This is a genomic window from Burkholderia sp. IMCC1007 (assembly GCF_027257875.1).
Taxonomy (GTDB): domain Bacteria; phylum Pseudomonadota; class Gammaproteobacteria; order Burkholderiales; family Burkholderiaceae; genus Burkholderia.
The window spans coordinates 64312-82151 of record NZ_JAPVQY010000020.1; the positions used below are offsets into that span (position 1 = coordinate 64312).

At 66.5% G+C, this 17840-nt stretch carries 11 protein-coding genes and 1 tRNA gene; 11 read left to right on the forward strand and 1 reads right to left on the reverse strand.

The features are described from left to right. The first annotated feature begins 69 nt into the window (after window positions 1–69). The 4 genes from tolB to O1Q03_RS18890 all read left to right on the forward strand — a co-directional run bounded on the left by tolB (window position 70) and on the right by O1Q03_RS18890 (window position 2854). Entirely contained in the window at window positions 70–1365 is a 1296-nt protein-coding gene (tolB, locus tag O1Q03_RS18875; protein WP_269505348.1) for a Tol-Pal system beta propeller repeat protein TolB, read from the forward strand. A 17-nt stretch (window positions 1366–1382) separates the two neighbouring features. After that, on the forward strand, window positions 1383–1895 hold the full coding sequence (pal, locus tag O1Q03_RS18880) for a peptidoglycan-associated lipoprotein Pal (protein ID WP_269505349.1): 513 nt from the start codon (window positions 1383–1385) through the stop codon (window positions 1893–1895). A 19-nt stretch (window positions 1896–1914) separates the two neighbouring features. Then, window positions 1915–2664 (forward strand): tol-pal system protein YbgF, encoded by a 750-nt coding sequence (ybgF, locus tag O1Q03_RS18885; RefSeq protein ID WP_269505350.1) that lies wholly within the window; start codon window positions 1915–1917, stop codon window positions 2662–2664. A gap of 113 nt (window positions 2665–2777) precedes the next feature. Further along, window positions 2778–2854 (forward strand) — tRNA-Lys (locus tag O1Q03_RS18890). Between the two features lie 326 nt (window positions 2855–3180). Here O1Q03_RS18890 and O1Q03_RS18895 read toward each other — a convergent pair. Continuing rightward, on the reverse strand, window positions 3181–4128 hold the full coding sequence (locus O1Q03_RS18895) for a cupin domain-containing protein (protein ID WP_269505351.1): 948 nt from the start codon (window positions 4126–4128) through the stop codon (window positions 3181–3183). Between the two features lie 129 nt (window positions 4129–4257). Between O1Q03_RS18895 and O1Q03_RS18900 the strand changes: the two genes are divergently transcribed. From O1Q03_RS18900 to O1Q03_RS18930, 7 genes are all read left to right on the forward strand, one after another. Further along, a complete protein-coding gene (locus tag O1Q03_RS18900; RefSeq protein WP_043189451.1) occupies window positions 4258–4587 on the forward strand; it encodes a carboxymuconolactone decarboxylase family protein in 330 nt (109 codons plus the stop codon). Between the two features lie 154 nt (window positions 4588–4741). Then, complete coding sequence (locus O1Q03_RS18905) at window positions 4742–5575, forward strand: class II glutamine amidotransferase (RefSeq protein ID WP_269505393.1); 834 nt, start codon at window positions 4742–4744, stop codon at window positions 5573–5575. A 585-nt stretch (window positions 5576–6160) separates the two neighbouring features. Beyond that, the gene (gene rfbB / locus O1Q03_RS18910) at window positions 6161–7222 is read left to right on the forward strand and encodes a dTDP-glucose 4,6-dehydratase (RefSeq protein WP_269505352.1); all 1062 of its coding nucleotides are present in this window, start codon (window positions 6161–6163) and stop codon (window positions 7220–7222) included. Between the two features lie 11 nt (window positions 7223–7233). Then, window positions 7234–8127 carry a glucose-1-phosphate thymidylyltransferase RfbA gene (gene rfbA / locus O1Q03_RS18915; RefSeq protein WP_269505353.1) on the forward strand — a complete coding sequence of 298 codons (894 nt, stop codon included), beginning with the start codon at window positions 7234–7236 and terminating at the stop codon, window positions 8125–8127. Then, the gene (rfbC, locus tag O1Q03_RS18920; RefSeq protein WP_269505354.1) at window positions 8112–8663 is read left to right on the forward strand and encodes a dTDP-4-dehydrorhamnose 3,5-epimerase; all 552 of its coding nucleotides are present in this window, start codon (window positions 8112–8114) and stop codon (window positions 8661–8663) included. The genes rfbA and rfbC overlap by 16 nt, the downstream gene beginning before the upstream one ends. Window positions 8664–8671: 8 nt before the next feature. Continuing rightward, entirely contained in the window at window positions 8672–9574 is a 903-nt protein-coding gene (gene rfbD / locus O1Q03_RS18925; protein ID WP_269505355.1) for a dTDP-4-dehydrorhamnose reductase, read from the forward strand. Window positions 9575–10164: 590 nt separating this feature from the next. Beyond that, window positions 10165–17835: a type I polyketide synthase gene (locus O1Q03_RS18930; RefSeq protein ID WP_269505356.1), complete on the forward strand. Its 7671-nt coding sequence runs from the start codon at window positions 10165–10167 to the stop codon at window positions 17833–17835. Window positions 17836–17840: the final 5 nt, after the last annotated feature.

A 17840-nucleotide genomic window follows, 5' to 3' on the forward strand; every position in this document is an offset into this window, starting at 1 on the left:
GAACGAATCGGGTATTTTTACTGTCTCTGCGGTTGCGCAGCGATTCAAGTCATACGGGAAGCAAGAAGCATGAGTTTGATGACGAAGCTAGGTTTCAGGGCACTCGTGGCCTCGTGTCTGATTGCCGCGGGCGGCAGCGCCAACGCGCAGGTCAACGTGCTGATCACCGGCGTTGGTTCGAGCCAGTTCCCCATCGCGACCGCGAACTTCGCGAACGAAGCGGGCCTGCCGCAGCAGGTCACGTCGATCGTCCGCGCGGATCTCGCCCGCAGCGGCAAATTCACCAATATCGACGCGGGCAGCACGCCCGTGCCCGAGACCGCATCGGTCGATCTCGGCGCATGGAAGGCCAAGGGCGCCAATGCGTTCGTCGCCGGCAGCGTGAATCGCGAAGGAAACGGCCAGTACAAGGTGAACTTCATCCTGTACGACACCGTGAAGCAGCAAAGCCTCGGCGGCCTGTCGCTGACGGCGAACGACAACACGCTGCGCACGGCCGGCCACAAGATCGCCGACTACATCTACCAGAAGCTGCTCGGCGTGCGCGGCGTGTTCGCCACGCGCCTGTCGTACGTGATCAAGACGGGCAACCGCTACCAGCTGCAGATCTCGGATTCCGACGGCCAGAACGCGCGTATCGCGCTGTCGAGCACGGAGCCGATCATCTCGCCGGCATGGTCGCCCAGCGGCACGAAGGTCGCGTACGTGTCGTTCGAGCGCAAGAAGCCGATCGTCTACATCCACGACCTGCCGACGGGCCGCCGCTACATGGTCTCCGACCAGAAGGGCAACAACAGCGCACCGGCGTGGTCGCCGGACAGCAACACGCTCGCCGTCGCGCTGTCGCTCACCGGCAATACGCAAATCTATACGGTCAACGCGAACGGCGGCGGCCTGCGCCGTCTCACGCAGAGCAGCTCGATCGACACCGAGCCGTTCTACTCGCCGGACGGCCGCTGGATCTACTTCACTAGCGATCGCGGCGGTGCGCCGCAGATCTACCGGATGCCCGCGCAAGGCGAAAGCGCCGGCGCCGCGCAGCGCGTGACTTTCACCGGCAGCTACAACACCAGCCCGCGCATCAGCCCGGACGGCAAGCTGCTCGCTTACATCTCCCGCACGGGCGGGGGCTTCAAGCTGTACGTTCAGGATCTGCAATCGGGCGCGGCGAACGCCATCACCAACACGAATCGCGACGAATCGCCGAGCTTCGCGGCAAACGGCCAGTACCTCCTCTACGCCACCCAGTCGGGCGGGCGCAACGTACTGGCCGCTGTGCCTTCCGACGGCAGCGCGCCGCCGCAGATCCTGTCCGTCCAGGGCGGCTCCGTTCGTGAGCCGTCGTGGGGGCCCTTCATGCAATGACCAAAAGGAGAGTAACCATGATGTCGAAAAAAGTTCGTCTGGCCCTGGCTGTGATGATGATCGGCGCGCTCGCAGCGTGTAAGTCGGGCGTGAAGCTCGACGACAAGGCGAACAACGCGGGTGCGATGAGCACGCAGCCGAGCGCCGACAACGTCGCGCAAGTGAACGTCGATCCGCTGAACGATCCGAACAGCCCGCTCGCGAAGCGCAGCATCTACTTCGATTTCGACAGCTATTCGGTGAAGGACGAATACCAGCCGCTGCTGCAGCAACACACGCAGTACCTGAAGAGCCACCCGCAGCGTCACGTGCTGATCCAGGGCAACACCGATGAACGCGGCACGAGCGAGTACAACCTCGCGCTGGGCCAGAAGCGTGCGGAAGCCGTTCGCCGCGCGATGGCACTCCTCGGCGTGAACGACTCGCAGATGGAAGCCGTGAGCCTCGGCAAGGAAAAGCCGCAGGCAACGGGTCACGACGAAGCATCGTGGGCGCAGAACCGTCGCGCCGACCTCGTCTACCAACAGTAAGTAACGGAAGAATCGCCGTATGACGCACCGTTTAACCTGGCTGCGCGTTGCCGCAGCATTCTGCGTCGCGGGCGCGGCGTGGTCGGCCGCGCCGGCGCACGCCGGCGTGTTCGACGACAACGAAGCGCGCCGCGCCGTGCTCGACCTGCGCAGCAAGACCGACAACCTGGCGAGCCAGTTGTCGGCCGCGCAGCGTACGATCCTCGATCAAACCGGCCGTCTCGATCAGCTGAACCAGCAGGTCGCGACGCTGCGCGGCGAGAACGAGGATCTGACGAACCGGCTGACGACGCTCGAGCGGCAGCAGAAGGAGTACTACCAGGATCTCGACGCGCGGCTCAAGAAGTTCGAGCCGCAGCAGGCGACGATCGACGGTGTCGAAGGCACCGTGCAGCCGGGTGAAACGGAAGCGCTCAGCGCGGCGCAGCAGCAGTTCCGCAACGGTAACTTCAAGGCTGCCGCGGCGTCGTTCCGCAGCTTCATCGCGAAGTATCCGCAGAGCCCGTACCAGCCGACCGCGCAATACTGGCTCGGCAATGCGCAATACGCGCTGCGCGACTATCGCGGCTCCACGGCAACGTGGCAAGCGATCGTCAGCAAGTATCCGCAGCATCCGCGCGCGGCCGACGCCCTCGTCGCAATCGGCACGAACCAGCTCGAACAAGGCCAGAAGGCGGCCGCGAAGAAGACGTACGAGCAGGTCGTGTCGCAGTACGCCGGGTCGAACGCTGCGCAGACGGCACAGGGCAAGCTCGAAAGCATCAAATAATTATCGCGGCGGGTTGTTGACAGCTCAATAACCCGTCGCTATAATCTTTTGCTCTTTGGGTCGCTTGCCAAGTTGTACAAGCAACGAACCGACAGAACAGGTTTCAAGAACGTGGGGTGGTAACTCAGTTGGTTAGAGTATCTGACTTTTAATCAGAGAGTCGAGGGTTCGAGTCCCTCCCACCCTACCAACTATCTTCGATAGTGCAAATAGCCTCCCTCGCGGAGGCTTTTTTGCGTCTGTTGCTTTTGCGGCAGGACGTCCGTTCCTCGTGCATATCGTCCTGCACCAATGGAACGTCTGCATCGTCATGCGCGCCGGCACGAATCAATCGGCCGTACGGCAATCCCGCGGTGCGCCGGCGCTTGCTGCCCGCCGAGGTTCGTCGCGCGACGCGCGGCCGCAACGGCCGCCCGCCCCGCGCGCCGTCATTCCGTCACGGACGGCGCGGAATCCACGTCGGTGAAACGCGGGGTAGCAGCTTTGCCGCGCCGCACGGCGAGCGCGCTTGCGGCCTTACACGCGGCGCTGCGCGCGCCGCCAGCGCCCCGGCGTCGTGCCGAGCACCGCGCGAAACGCCTTGCCGAAAGCCGCCTCCGACTGATAGCCGACGGCCTGTCCGATCTCCGCCTGTCCGCGCTGCGTATCCTGCAGCAGCGCGCACGCATGCATCATCCGGATCTGCGCGACGAACGCGCCGACGCTCATCCCGGCCTTCTCGCGGAAATGCCGTGCGTAGGTGGCCCGCGACATCGCGGATGCCGCGCCGAGCGATTCGACCGTCCACGGCTGCGCCGGCGCCTGCAGCACGGCCTGGACCGACGGGCCGAGCCGCGCGTCGGCGGCGAGCGCGAGCCAGCCGGCCGGCACGCTGGCATCGCGGCCGTATGCGCGCAGCGCGTACGCGAGCAGCGCCTGCCCGAGCGCATTCACGATCGCGCGTGCGCCCGGCTGCGCATTCGACGCCTCGGCACGCAGCACGCTCGTCAGCAGTTGCAGCGGCGCAGGCCCCGATGCTTCGCGCAGCCCGACGTGCAGCATGCGCGGCAGCGTGCGCATCAGCAATTCGCCGGCGCCGCGCGCATAGACGAAGCGCCCGCACAGCACGTCCACGCTCGCGCCGCCCGGTGCACCCGGATCGAGATTCGACTTGACCGGCAGCACCGCGCCGCCGTCCGCGCCAGGCTCGCGCAGCGGCGCAACCGGCTTCGCGCGGCCGCCCCCGACATCGGACAGATCGTGCGCGTCGCCCGCGGGCAGCAGCACGAAGTCGCCGTCGGCCAGCTGCAGCGCGCGCCCGTCGGCGGTACGGATCCGGCACGTGCCCGCCAGCACCAGGTGGAACGCCGCCTCGCCGGGCGGCAACGGATCGTGCGGAATCGCGAACGGGCCGTCGAGCAGGCAGCGCACGTCGAGCTCGACATGGCTGCGGCCCAGCGACAACAGTTGACTCAATGCGTCCATGAGACGTTCGCGCTAAAAATTGACACTGTAGCGTATCGAAACCCTCAGCATGAGCGATCAGAATAGCCCTGCATCGCCGGAGACCGCGGCAACCGCCGCCCCGCTCCACCACTTTCGAAAGGACACATCATGCTGAACTGGAACGAATATCGGAAGGAACTCTCGACGCGCATCGGCGAGATCGCCAAGCTGTCGCCCGATACGCTGGCCGGCTACAAGGCGCTGTCCGGCGCCGGCGCCAAGACGGGTCATCTCGATGCGAAGACGCGCGAGCTGATCGCACTCGCGGTGGCCGTCACGACGCGCTGCGACGGCTGTATCGCGGTGCATACGGCCGAAGCCGCGAAGCATGGCGCGACCAAGGAGGAAGTGGCGGAAGCGCTCGGCGTCGCGATCGCGCTGAATGCCGGCGCGGCGCTCGTGTACTCCGCGCGCGTGATGGACGCGCTCGGCGACTGACCATCGCAGCCGCGCGCCACCCGGCGCGACGCATCACATGACCATCGCGGCGGCCCTGGCCGATCGGCCGATCGGCCGGCCGCCGCGGCTCGCGTTCGGCTGCGCCGCGAAGTCGGCTACCATGCGCGAACGATCCATCGCGAAGGAGCATGCCATGTGCCGCTGGCTCGCTTATACGGGTAATCCGATCCATCTCGAAACGGTGCTGTTTCGCGCGAAGCACTCGCTGATCGACCAGAGCCTGCATTCGGAGCTGGGCGCGACGACGACCAACGGCGACGGCTTCGGCATCGGCTGGTACGGCCGCCCCGAAGAACTCCCGTTTCGCTACCGCTCCGTGCATCCCGCGTGGAACGACCGTAACCTGCGGGAAGCCGCACGCGCGATCCGCTCGCGGATGTTCATCGCGCACATCCGCGCGGCGACCGACACGCCCGTGCAGGAAACCAACTGCCACCCGTTCCGCCACGGCCGCTGGCTGTTCGCGCACAACGGGCTGATCCGCGATTTCCACAAGCTGCGCCGCGACCTGACGATGAAGGTCGACCCCGCGCTGTTCCCGACGCTTGAAGGCTCGACCGACTCCGAGCTGATGTTCCGCCTCGCGCTGACCTACGGCCTCGAACAGACGCCGCTGCCGGCGCTCGAACGCATGGTGGGCGTGGTCGAGGAAACGGCCGCGCGGTATCGCGTTGCCGAGCCGCTCAACATGACGATCTGCGCCACGGACGGCGAGCGGATCATCGCCGTGCGCTATTCGAGCGAACGGCAATCGCGCTCGCTGTTTCACAGCACGTCGTTCAAGCATCTGCACGAACTCTATCCGCACAATCCGCGGATTGCCGAAGCCGGCGACGACGCGTTCATGGTCGTGTCGGAGCCGCTCGTCGACCTGCGCGGCGCATGGGAGGAAGTGCCGGAAAGCATGGCGATCGTCGCGCATGGCGCCGACGTGCAGCAGCGGGCGTTCCATCCGCGGCATAAGTAGGCTGCAACGCGCTCACGACGCCGGCCACATCGCACGAAACGAGTCCGGGAGGAACCGGATTCGGCGAATCAACCGGCGGGCGAAATTTCCGCGAGCGCATCACAAAGACCCGTATCGGTAAAAAAAACACGTTCGTCTTAAATCGAGACATAAACGAGACGACTCTCGTTCAGCCCGAATCGGGCGTGCTATAGTTACCGCCGTTTTAAAGTATCGCAACAACTCCCACCGTAATCGGCACCGAGTCCCGCCGCAGCTCCCTGCTGCAATTCGCGCAAATGTTTGCGTGCGATTGCACGTTCGGCGAGCCGCGGGGAATTCAATGGAAAGTCGCGATACGCGTAGCACAAACGGCACCATGCGGGGCGCCGCGGCATAGAGAATTAATAGTCTTGCAATGCGGATTGCCTGGCTGACATGCGCGCGATACGGGGATGCCCTTGAATACGCCGCGATCAGGCTGGTCCGCCCACTCGGGGCAGGTCCGCGCAGTTTCTTGATATTGTTCGTCCCGCGTCCACCGAGGGCGATGTACACAACGAGAGCACGGCAGTATTGCCTGCCATTCACATAAAAAGAGGCTACATGATATTGGTTACTGGTGGCGCCGGTTTTATCGGTGCCAACTTTGTACTGGATTGGCTGCATCAGTCGGATGAATCGGTTCTTAACGTCGACAAACTGACCTATGCGGGCAATCTGGGAACGTTAAAATCGCTGCAGGGGAATCCGAAGCACGTGTTCGCGCAGGCGGATATTTGCGACCGCGCCGCACTCGACGCACTGTTCGCCGAGCACAAGCCGCGCGCGGTGCTGCATTTCGCCGCGGAAAGCCACGTCGACCGCTCGATTCACGGCCCGGCCGATTTCGTTCAAACCAATGTCGTCGGCACCTTCACGCTGCTCGAAGCTGCGCGTCAGTACTGGAACACGCTGCCGGAAGCCGAAAAGGCCGCATTCCGGTTCCTGCACGTTTCCACCGACGAAGTATTCGGCTCGCTGTCCGCGACGGATCCGCAATTCTCGGAGACGACGCCGTACGCGCCCAACAGCCCGTACTCGGCGACGAAGGCTGGTTCCGATCATCTCGTGCGCGCCTACCATCACACGTACGGGCTGCCCACGCTGACCACGAACTGCTCGAACAACTACGGCCCGTACCAGTTCCCCGAAAAGCTGATCCCGCTGATGATCGCGAACGCGCTCGCGGGCAAGCCGCTGCCCGTGTACGGCGACGGCCAGAACGTGCGCGACTGGCTGTACGTCGGCGACCACTGCAGCGCGATTCGCGAAGTGCTGGCCCGCGGCGTGCCGGGCGAAACGTACAACGTCGGTGGCTGGAACGAGAAGAAGAACCTCGAGGTCGTGCATACGCTGTGCGATCTGCTGGACCAGGCGCGCCCGAAGGCAGCCGGCTCGTATCGCGACCAGATCGCGTACGTCACCGACCGTCCCGGCCACGATCGCCGCTACGCGATCGACGCGCGCAAGCTCGAGCGCGAACTCGGCTGGAAGCCCGCCGAGACGTTCGAAACCGGCCTCGCGAAGACGGTGCGCTGGTACCTGGACAACCAGGAATGGGCCGACGAAGTCGCTTCGGGCGACTACCGGAAGTGGGTCGCAACGAACTACGCACATCGCGCGTAAGGGCAACGGACATGGCACGCAAGGGCATCATTCTCGCCGGTGGATCCGGCACCCGGCTGTATCCGATCACGCATGCAGTGTCGAAGCAGCTGCTGCCGGTGTACGACAAGCCGATGATCTACTACCCGCTGTCGACGCTGATGGTCGCGGGGATTCGCGACGTGCTCATCATCTCGACGCCGCAGGACACGCCGCGCTTCGAGTCGATGCTCGGCGACGGCAGCCAGTGGGGGATGAACATCCAGTACGCGGTGCAGCCGTCGCCTGACGGTCTCGCACAGGCGTTCGTGATCGGCCGCGACTTCGTCGGCAACGATCCGTCGGCGCTGATCCTCGGCGACAACATCTTCTACGGCCACGACCTGGCGAAGCAGCTCGAGCGTGCGGACGCGCAGGACGCGGGCGCGACGGTGTTCGCGTATCACGTGCACGATCCGGAGCGTTACGGCGTCGTCGAGTTCGACGCCGAATTCCGCGCGCTGTCGATCGAAGAGAAACCGGCAAAACCGCGTTCGCACTACGCGGTCACCGGTCTCTACTTCTACGACAACCGCGTGTGCGACATCGCGGCCGACATCAAGCCGTCGCCGCGCGGCGAGTTCGAGATCACCGACGTCAATTCGCGCTATCTTGCCGACGGCGCGCTGAACGTCGAGATCATGGGGCGCGGCTATGCATGGCTCGACACCGGCACGCACGATTCGCTGATCGAGGCGGCCAGCTTCATCGCGACGCTGCAGAAGCGGCAAGGCCTGGTCGTCGCCTGCCCGGAAGAGATCGCGTACCGCCGCAACTGGATCGACGCCGAGCAGGTGCTGAAGCTTGCACAACCGCTCGCGAAGAATGCGTACGGGCAATACCTCAAGAACATTCTCACGGATCAAGTCGCATGGCCATCCAAGTAACGGCAACGGCGCTGCCCGAAGTCAAGATCATCGAGCCGAAGGTGTTCGGCGATGCGCGCGGCTACTTCTACGAGAGCTTCAACGGCCGCGAATTCGCGGAACTCGTCGAGACCGGCGTCGAGTTCGTGCAGGACAACCATTCGCGTTCGGCGAAGGGCGTGCTGCGCGGGCTGCACTACCAGATCGAACACGCGCAGGGCAAGCTCGTGCGCGTGGTCGAGGGCGAGGTGTTCGACGTCGCGGTCGACATCCGGCGCAGCTCGCCGAATTTCGGCAAGTGGGTCGGCGTGACGCTGTCGGCGGACAATCATCGTCAATTGTGGGTACCGCCGGGCTTCGCGCACGGTTTCGTGGTGCTGTCCGAGTCCGCGCAATTCCTGTACAAGACGACCGACTACTGGTTTCCGGAACACGAACGCAGCCTGCTGTGGAACGATCCGGAGATCGGCATTCAATGGCCGCTCGACGGCGAGCCGGTGCTGGCGGCGAAAGATGCAGCCGGCAAGCGGCTCGTCGCAGCCGAGTGCTACGAATGAGCGGCGCCATGCAATTCCCCGAACAGCGGACCATCCTGCTCACCGGCATCAACGGTCAGGTCGGATTCGAGCTCGCGCGCAGCCTGCAGGGTCTCGGCAAGGTCGTCGCACTCGATCGCAGCCGGCTCGATCTGTCAAACCTCGATCAGGTGCGCGAGATCGTGCGCGAGGTCAAACCGGATCTGATCGTCAACCCGGCCGCCTATACGGCCGTGGACCAGGCGCAGACCGAAGTCGCGCTGGCGACGCGCCTGAATGCGGAAGCGCCCGCGGTGCTCGCCGAAGAAGCGACGCGCATCGGCGCGGCGCTGATTCACTTCTCGACGGATTACGTGTTTGCGGGCACCAAGGATGGCCCGTACGTCGAGGACGATCCCGTCGATCCGCAAAACGTCTACGGCGAAACCAAGCTCGCCGGCGAACAGGCGATCGCGGCATCGGGATGCGCGCACCTGATCTTCCGCACGAGCTGGGTGTACGGCACGCGCGGCAAGAACTTCCTGCTCACCATGCTGCGCCTGGGCGCCGAGCGCGACGAGCTGAAGATCGTCGCCGACCAGATCGGCGCACCCACGTGGTCCAAGACGATCGCCGCGCTGAGCGCGAACGTCGCCGCGCAGGCCATCGGCGCCGGCACGGCCGGCCGGGACGAATGGTGGCGCACGCATTCCGGCGTCTATCACCTGTGCGCAGGCGGCTCGACTTCGTGGCACGGCTTCGCCGAAGCGATCTTCCGCCTGTCGAATCTGCCGAAGAAGCCGTCGGTGGTACCGATCCCGGCGAGCGCTTATCCAACGCCCGCGGCACGCCCGGCCAATTCCCGCATGTCGAATGCAAAACTGGCCGAGCACTTCGGCCTCGGCGCACCGGACTGGGAAACCGCGCTCGAGCTCTGCATGAAAGAGTTTTAAAGCGCGCCGCCAGCCGCTTCTCACAGAATTGCGGCTGGCGGTTTATTTCGAATTATTACCGAATCCATATTCCGATCATTCCGGTTGCAGCGTTGCCCACCGCCCGGGAATATCCGCGCACGGCACGCCGATTCAAGCCCGCGTCACGCCGTCAAATTCAGCGTCGGCACGCCATCACGCCGTCCGCGGCAAAAAGCACCCCTTCCGGCACCACCGCCCGCTCGCCCCGTCTCAGAATATTGCTCGCGCATTCGCGCACATATCAAACACGCGTTCGACGCGCGCCAGTTGCGCGACTGGCCGGCGAAACAAGAATGAGGCAGTGACCAGAACTGTTTACATTCATGCGCCGAGCCGCCTCTGCGGCCGAAGCCGCGTTGCAGTATCGCGTCAGGCCAGCCGGCAAATTTCGCGGCGTCCTAGGGTGAAAGATAGTTTTCAAGATAAAATCGCAGGTCGCGTCCATGTCCAAAGCTGGCGGGCATGGTCAATCTCCTCTCCCATCTGCCGTTCACCCCCCGGGCCGCCTTGCTTTTCGCATGCATTAACAGGGAAATCACGCAGTCAGCCAGTAACAACGATACAAACTCATGAGCAAATGCGTCGCTTTAGTCGGATTGGCGTTTCGATTCCCTGGAACAGATAGTCGTCACTACTGGAACGACCTGCTCAACGGCAAGGACTGCGTCACCGAAGTCGAAGCCGGCAGATGGTCCAGCGACGCTTACCTGCATCCAGCCAAGGACCATCCGGGTACCGCGTACACGTTCGCAGCAGGTTCGATCGGCGACGTCGCCGGTTTCGATGCGGACTTCTTCGGCATTTCGCCCCGCGAAGCCGCACTGATGGACCCGCAGCAACGGCTGTTGCTGGAACTGGGCTGGGAAAGCATCGAAAGCGCCGGCATCAAGCCTTCGTCGCTGCGCGGCAGCGACTGCGGCGTGTTCGTCGGCATCGCCAGCGCCGACTATTCGTATCGGATGGCAGACGACCTCGCGACAGTCGACGCGTCCATGGCGACCGGCAACACGGCCAGCATCGCGGCCAACCGCCTGTCCTACGTGTTCGATCTGCGCGGCCCGAGCCTGGCCGTCGATACCGCGTGCTCGTCGGCGATGGTGGCCTTCCACCTCGCGTGCCGCGCGATCGCCAACGGCGAGATCAGCCACGCGATCGCGGGCGGCGTCAGCCTGCACCTGCATCCGTACGGCTTCATCACGTTCTCGAAGGCATCGATGCTGTCGCCCAACGGGCGCTGCAGGGCCTTCGACGCATCCGGCGACGGCTACGTGCGCTCGGAAGGCGGCGGCCTGTTCCTGCTGAAGGACTACGACCAGGCCGTGGCCGATGGCGATCGCATCCTCGCCGTCGTGGCCGGCACCGCGGTGAACACCGACGGTCGCAAGTCGGGCCTCACCGTGCCGAGCGTGGAAGCCCAGGCCGCGCTGATGCGCCAGGTCTACGAGCAGGCCGGCATTCCGCCGAGCGCGATCGACTACCTGGAAGCCCACGGCACCGGCACGCCGGTCGGCGATCCGATCGAAACCCGCGCGATCGGGCAGGCACTCGGCCAGCGCCGCGCCGCCGATGCGCCGCTGCCGATCGGCTCGGTCAAGAGCAACCTCGGCCACCTCGAAGCGGCCTCCGGCGTCGCCGGGCTCGTCAAGGCGATCTACAGCCTCCAGCATCGCGTGGTGCCGGGCACGATCGGCATCAAGGAATTCAATCCGAACATCCGCTTCGACGACTGGAACATCGAAGTCCTGACCAAGCCGTATCCGCTGCGTGAAACCGGCACGCTGACCATCGGCGTCAACTCGTTCGGTTTCGGCGGCGCCAACGCGCACGTGATCCTGCAGACGCCCGCCGAAACGGCTGATACGGCTGAAACGGCTGAACCGGCCGGCACGCCCGATACGCGCGCGGCAGCGCCAACGACGGCCGCCGTGCCGATGCTCGTCACCGGCCGCAGCAGCGCGGCGCTGCAGGCCAACGCCCGCAAGCTCGCCGACATGCTGCGCGGCCCGGACGCGCCGGCGCTGTACGACGTCGCATATGAAGCCGCGCTGCGTCGCGACTGGCACGACAAACGCGCCGTGGTGTTCGGCGCCGACGGCGAACATGTCGCGCAACTGCTCGAGCAGCTCGGCGCCGGCGATGCGGCGAACCCGTCGATCCACGAAGGCGTCGGCGTGCGCGACGCCCAAGGCCCCGTCTTCGTGTATTCCGGCAACGGCTCGCAATGGGCAGGGATGGGCGGCAAGCTGCTCGCGCATCCGGTCTTCAAGCAGACGGTCGTCGAAATCGACCGCGTGTTCGCCGAACTCGCCGACTGGTCGCTCAACGCATTGTTCGAACGCGACGCGCAGGACGGCATCTACGAGCGCACCGAAATCGCGCAGCCCGCGCTGTTCGCGCTGCAGGTCGGCGTGACGCGCATGCTCGCCGAGCAAGGCGTGCGGCCCACCGCCGTCGTCGGACACAGCGTCGGCGAAGTCGCCGCCGCGTGGGCGTGCGGCGCGCTCTCGCTCGCCGATGCCGTCGCCGTCATCTATCACCGCAGCCAGCAGCAGGGGCTCACGAAGGGCAAGGGACGCATGGCGGCCGTCGGCATCGACGGTGTCGCCACTGCCGCGCTGCTCGACGAACTCGGCCTGCAGGATGTGCTGTGCGTGGCAGGCTACAACAGCGCCAAGGGCGCCACGCTGGCCGGCGCACCGCACGCGCTGGAGCAGGTCGGCCAGGTGCTCGCCGAGCGCCGCGTGTTCTACAAGCAGCTCGACCTCGATTACGCGTTCCACAGCAGTGCGATGGATCCGATCGAAGCGCCGCTCAAGCAGGCGTTGGCCCATATCCGCCCGCAGCGCGCGAGCGTGCCGTTCTTCTCGACCGTGGCAGGCGCCGAGCTCGACGGCACCGCGCTCGATGCCGACTACTGGTGGCGCAACATCCGCGTGCCGGTGCGCTTCGAACAGGCGCTCGACAGTCTCGTCACGCAAGGCAGCAACGTGCTGATCGAAGTCGGCCCGGCGCCCGTGCTGCGCAACTACGTCAACGAGACGCTCAAGCAGCACGGCAAGACCGGTCAGTGCATCCCGACCGGCCGCCGCACCGACGACGCGCCCGAACGCATCGACGCAGCCGTCGTGCAGACGCTGATCAGCGGTGCACCAATCGACTGGACGCGGTTCTTCCCGACCGACGCGGCGCGTACCAAGTTGCCTTCGTATGCGTGGCAACGCGAGCGCTACTGGCACCCGGTCACCACCGAGTCGCTGAACCAGCTCGGCCGCCGCCGCGTTCACCCGCTGCTCGGCTACAAGATGAGCCAGCAGACCCAGCCCGCCTGGGAAAACCAGCTCGATACGCTGCTGCTGCCGTGGCTTGCCGATCACGTGGTCGGCCACGCGACCGTCTTCCCGGGCTCCGGCTTCGCGGAAATCGCGCTCGCCGCCGCGCTGCAATGGCACCCCGGCGACCACGCGGACATCGAGGAACTGGAGATTCATGCACCGCTGCTGCTGTCCGCCGCGCCGAGCAAGCTCACCCGCCTGTCGCTCGATGAAGGCGATGGGCGCTTCCGGCTGCGCAGCAAGCAGGTCGGCAGCACCGATCCGTGGACCGTGCACGCCAGCGGCCGCGTGCTGTCGGGCGCGAATGCGCAGCACCTGGCCGAAACCGCGCCTGCGCTGCCCGAGCGCGAGCCCGACTTTACCGGCGCGACGCACCTCGCGCTGACACGCGCGGCCGAGCTCGACTACGGCCCGGCATTCCAGGCCGTGTCGCACGGTTGGCTCGAATCGCCGCGCAGCGTGGTGGCCGTGCTGCACGCGCCGGAGGCGCTGGCCGACAGCCTGCCCCACAGCCTGCTGCACCCTGCCCTGCTCGACTGCACGTTCCAACTCATCATCCAGATGCTGAAGGACGATCCGTCGCTGGGACAAGGCATCGCATTCGTGCCGACCCGCATCGGCCGGCTGCGCTGGCGCGCCCGGCAAGGCACACCGCATCTCGTGCGTGCGCGCCTGCTGAAGCGGGCGCCGCATTCGCTCACCGCCGAATTCGCGATCTTCGACGAACACGGGCAGCAGATCGCGGCCGTCAGCGAAGCGCGCTTTCGCAGCGTGCGCCTGGCGAAGGCGCACAGCGAGCCGCTGTCGTTCCTCGACTACGCCGCCACGCCGAGCCCGCATCCGCAGAGCAAGCAACCCGCGAACACCGCGCTGCGACGCAGCGTGCTGCAGCCCGCGCTGCGCGCGACGGTCCGCTCCATCGCGACCGACGGCCTGCTCGAACGCTATGCGCAGGAAGTCGATCCGCTGCTCGAAACGTTGTGCGACCGCTATGCCGCCGAAGCGCTGCTGACGCTGTCGACCGACGGCCGGCTGGATGCCGCCACGCTCACCGCTTGTCGCGATGCCGCACCGCACGCCGCCCCGCTGCTCGACTGGGCGCTCGGCCGCAGCGCACGCCGGGTGCCGGATTCGCAGGACTGGCAGATCGATGTGCCGCAAGACGACGGCGCCAGCACCGGCGACATCTGGAACAGCCTGCTGCGCGAATACCCCGACTACTTCACGCTGGTTCACGCAACCGGCCGCGTCGGCCTGCATCTGCCGGCCCTGCTGAGTGGCGAAACCGCGTGGGCCAACGTCTGCCCGCGCGACGTCACGCCCGTGGAGCTCGCGCACTACGTGCTGGGCGACGAGGCGAACCAGCGGCTGTCCGACACGTTGAGCGCGCACCTCGAGAAGGCGCTGGTTGCCCGCGCGCCCGACCAGCGCGTCGGCATTGTGGAAATCGGCGCCGGCGCCTCGCGCGTGGCCGCCGACCTGTGCCGCCATCTCGATTTCGCGGTTGCCGACTTCACCTACGCGAGCTCCGAAGATGCGGCGCTCGAACACGCGGAACGCCTGCGCGAGCACTGCCCGGAGCTGTCGGTCCAGCCGATCGACGCAAGCGCGGCAAGCCCGAGCCGCGACGCCGACCTGATCGTCTTCCATTGCGACTTCGGCAACCTCGATGCGGCCCGGCTGGCGCTGCAATACGCCGCGAGCCGCCTCAAGCCCGGCGGCACGCTGCTGCTGTGGGGCACGCAGCCGGCCGCGTGGATGGACTTCATCTTCGGCGGCAACGCCGCGTGGTGGGCCAAGCGCGCCGACGGCACGCCGGTCTCGCCGCAACGCACGGCCGCCTATTGGCAAACCGAGCTGGCGCAGCTCGGCCTGGAATGTGACGATCCGCTCGAACTCGCGCCGGAAAGCGCGTGCGGCCCGTATCTGCTCGCGGCCGGCTTGCCCGTCGAAGCGGCCGCCGTCGCGCAGCCGCAAGCACCTCAAGGCGGCTGGCTGATTCTCGCGGATGCGCACACGGCCGGCGAGTCCGGCCCCGCACGCAAGCTCGCCGACCATCTGTCGAGCCGCCGCCGCCTGCCGGTGCGCGTCGAGACCGACGTCACGCCCGAGCATCTGGATGCGGTACTGCAGCGCGCGCAAGCCGAGCTCGGCGAAATTCGCGGCATCGTGCATCTCGCGGGCCTCGCATACGGCGCGACCCTCGCCGACGGCGACGATCCGCAACGCCTGCTGCAGGCCCAGGTGCAGCGCTGCGCGCTGGCCGCCGGGCTCGCGTCGGCGTGCGAGCGCGCGGGCCTGAAGACCACGCTGTGGCTGCTGACGGCCGGCGCCGCGCCGTTCCTGCCGAGCGCGCCGAGCAGCCGCTACGCGATGCTGAACGACGCTTCGCTGTGGCTCTACGGCCGCACGATGATCAACGAGGCCGCCGGATTCGACGTTCGCCTCGTCGACCTGCCGCAGACCGAACCGGTGCCGCTCGACGCGCTCGCGCGCGAGCTGCTGTGGCCCGACGCCGAACAGGAAGTCGCACTCGGCGCAGCGGGCGAGCGCTATGCGCCGCGCCTGCGCAAGAATGCGCGCCCGCACTCCGCGGCACCGGCGACGCCTGCTTCCGCGACCGACGCCACGACCGCGCTGCGTCTCGGCTTCGAAGTGCCCGGCCAGCTGCGCAACCTGCGCTGGGAAGCGCATACGCTGCCCGACGTGCGCGAGGACGAGCTGCAGATCCGCGTCGAAGCCACCGGCCTGAACTTCCGTGACGTGATGTACACCCTCGGCTTGCTGTCCGATGAAGCGATCGAAAACGGCTTTGCCGGACCGACGCTCGGGCTCGAGTTCTCGGGCGTCGTCGAACGCGTCGGCCGCAAGGTCACCGGATACAAGCCGGGCGACGCCGTCGTCGGCTTCGGGCCGGCCAGCTTCGGCAACCGCGTCGTCACGCAGTCGAGCGCGCTGTCGCATATCCCGCGCAGCCTGTCGTTCGAGGCCGCGGCCACCATTCCGAGCACGTTCTTCACCGTCTACTACGCGTTCCATCACCTCGCGCGGCTCGAGCCCGGCGAGCGCGTGCTGATCCACGGCGCGGCCGGCGGCGTCGGCATCGCCGCGATCCAGTTCGCACAATGGATCGGCGCGGAGATTCACGCGAGCGCGGGCTCGGACGAGAAGCGCGACTTCCTGCGCCTGATGGGTGTGAAGCACATCTACGATTCGCGCTCGCTCGAGTTCGCCGACGAGATCCTCGCCGCGACCAATGGCGAAGGCGTCGACGTCGTGCTCAATTCGCTCGCGGGCGAAGCCATCAATCGCAACCTGCGCGCGCTCAAGCCGTTCGGCCGCTTCCTGGAACTCGGCAAACGCGACTTCTACGAAAACACGCGCATCGGCCTGCGCCCGTTCCGAAACAACATCAGCTACTTCGGCATCGACGCCGACCAGCTGATGTCGAAGCGCCCGGATCTCACGCGACGCCTGTACGGCGAGATGATGGCGCTGTTCGAGGAGGGCGTGCTCCGTCCGCTCCCTTATCACGCCTTCGACGCAAACGATATCGTCGGCGCGTTCCGCCATATGCAACAGGCGCGCCAGATCGGCAAGATCGTCGTGACCTATCGTCGCGGCCTGCAGGCAAGCGCGGCCGCGCAAACCGCCGCACCCGCGGACGAACTGCGTTTGCGCGACGAGGCCAGCTACCTCGTCACCGGCGGCCTGTCCGGCTTCGGCCTGCGCACCGCGCAATGGCTGGCCGACAAGGGCGCGCGCCACCTCGTGCTCGTGAGCCGAAGCGGCCCCGCGTCGGACGACGCGCAGGAAGCGATCGCCGCGCTGCGCGAACGCGGCGTCGACGTGCATGCCGCCGCGTGCGACGTCACCGATCGCGCCGCGCTGGCCGCGCTGCTCGCGCACGTCGACGCGCACATGCCGCCGCTGCGTGGCATCGTGCACGCCGCGATGGTCATCGACGACGGGCTCGTGCGTGGCGCAACCGCCGCGCAAATCGAACGCGTGATGGCGCCCAAGATCGTCGGTGCACTGCATCTCGACGAACTCACCCGCGCGCTGCCGCTCGACTTCTTCGTGTTCCACTCGTCGGGCACGACGCTGTTCGGCAACCCGGGGCAATCGAACTACGTGGCCGCCAATGGCTGGCTCGAAGCACTCGCCCGCCTGCGGCGCGCACGCGGGCTTCCGGCGACCAGCCCGCGCTGGGGCGCGATTGCCGATGCCGGCTTCCTCGCGCGCAACCAGAAGGTCAAGGACGCGCTGCAAAACCGCATGGGCGGCAGTGCCCTGCCCGCCGCGACGGCGCTCGATGCGCTGGAAGACATGCTGCTGGGCGACGTCAGCGACCTCGGCGTGCTCGAACTCGACTGGCGTGCGCTGTCGCGCTTCCTGCCGAGTGCGCAGACGCCCAAGTTCGCGTGGGTCGCGCGCGACGCGGCGACGTCGCACCAGGACGAGGACGGCAGCGACGACGTCGCCGAGTTGCTGGCCACGCTGAACGACGAGGAACTGCACCCGGCCGTGGTCGACATGATCAAGCACGAAGTCAGCGAGATCCTGCGCGTGCCCGCGGACAAGATCGACCCCGATCGTTCGGTTTACGATATGGGCCTCGATTCGCTGATGGGGGTGGAGCTCGTCGTGGCGCTCGAAAGCCGCTTCGGCGTGCGGCTGCCCGTGATGGCGCTCTCCGAGAGCCCCACCATGACCAAGCTGGCCACGCGGTTGATCGAGGTGCTGCGCGGCGACGAGCCGGCCGAGCCCGACACGGTTGCGCAACAGGTCGCGCATGTCGTGGCCCAGCATACCGAGGACGTTTCCAGCGAAGCGCTCGCCGCGTTCACCGACGAAATCAAGGCTGCACAAGAAGCCGGCCACAAGCCGGAACGCATGATCCGATAAGCGAC

Bases quoted from the DNA above. Each gene is read 5' to 3' on its own strand.
- tolB (WP_269505348.1), top strand. From the start codon at position 70: ATGAGTTTGATGACGAAGCTAGGTTTCAGGGCACTCGTGGCCTCGTGT.
- pal (WP_269505349.1), top strand. From the start codon at position 1,383: ATGATGTCGAAAAAAGTTCGTCTGGCCCTGGCTGTGATGATGATCGGC.
- ybgF (WP_269505350.1), top strand. From the start codon at position 1,915: ATGACGCACCGTTTAACCTGGCTGCGCGTTGCCGCAGCATTCTGCGTC.
- O1Q03_RS18895 (WP_269505351.1), bottom strand. From the start codon at position 4,128: ATGGACGCATTGAGTCAACTGTTGTCGCTGGGCCGCAGCCATGTCGAG.
- O1Q03_RS18900 (WP_043189451.1), top strand. From the start codon at position 4,258: ATGCTGAACTGGAACGAATATCGGAAGGAACTCTCGACGCGCATCGGC.
- O1Q03_RS18905 (WP_269505393.1), top strand. From the start codon at position 4,742: ATGTGCCGCTGGCTCGCTTATACGGGTAATCCGATCCATCTCGAAACG.
- rfbB (WP_269505352.1), top strand. From the start codon at position 6,161: ATGATATTGGTTACTGGTGGCGCCGGTTTTATCGGTGCCAACTTTGTA.
- rfbA (WP_269505353.1), top strand. From the start codon at position 7,234: ATGGCACGCAAGGGCATCATTCTCGCCGGTGGATCCGGCACCCGGCTG.
- rfbC (WP_269505354.1), top strand. From the start codon at position 8,112: ATGGCCATCCAAGTAACGGCAACGGCGCTGCCCGAAGTCAAGATCATC.
- rfbD (WP_269505355.1), top strand. From the start codon at position 8,672: ATGCAATTCCCCGAACAGCGGACCATCCTGCTCACCGGCATCAACGGT.
- O1Q03_RS18930 (WP_269505356.1), top strand. From the start codon at position 10,165: ATGAGCAAATGCGTCGCTTTAGTCGGATTGGCGTTTCGATTCCCTGGA.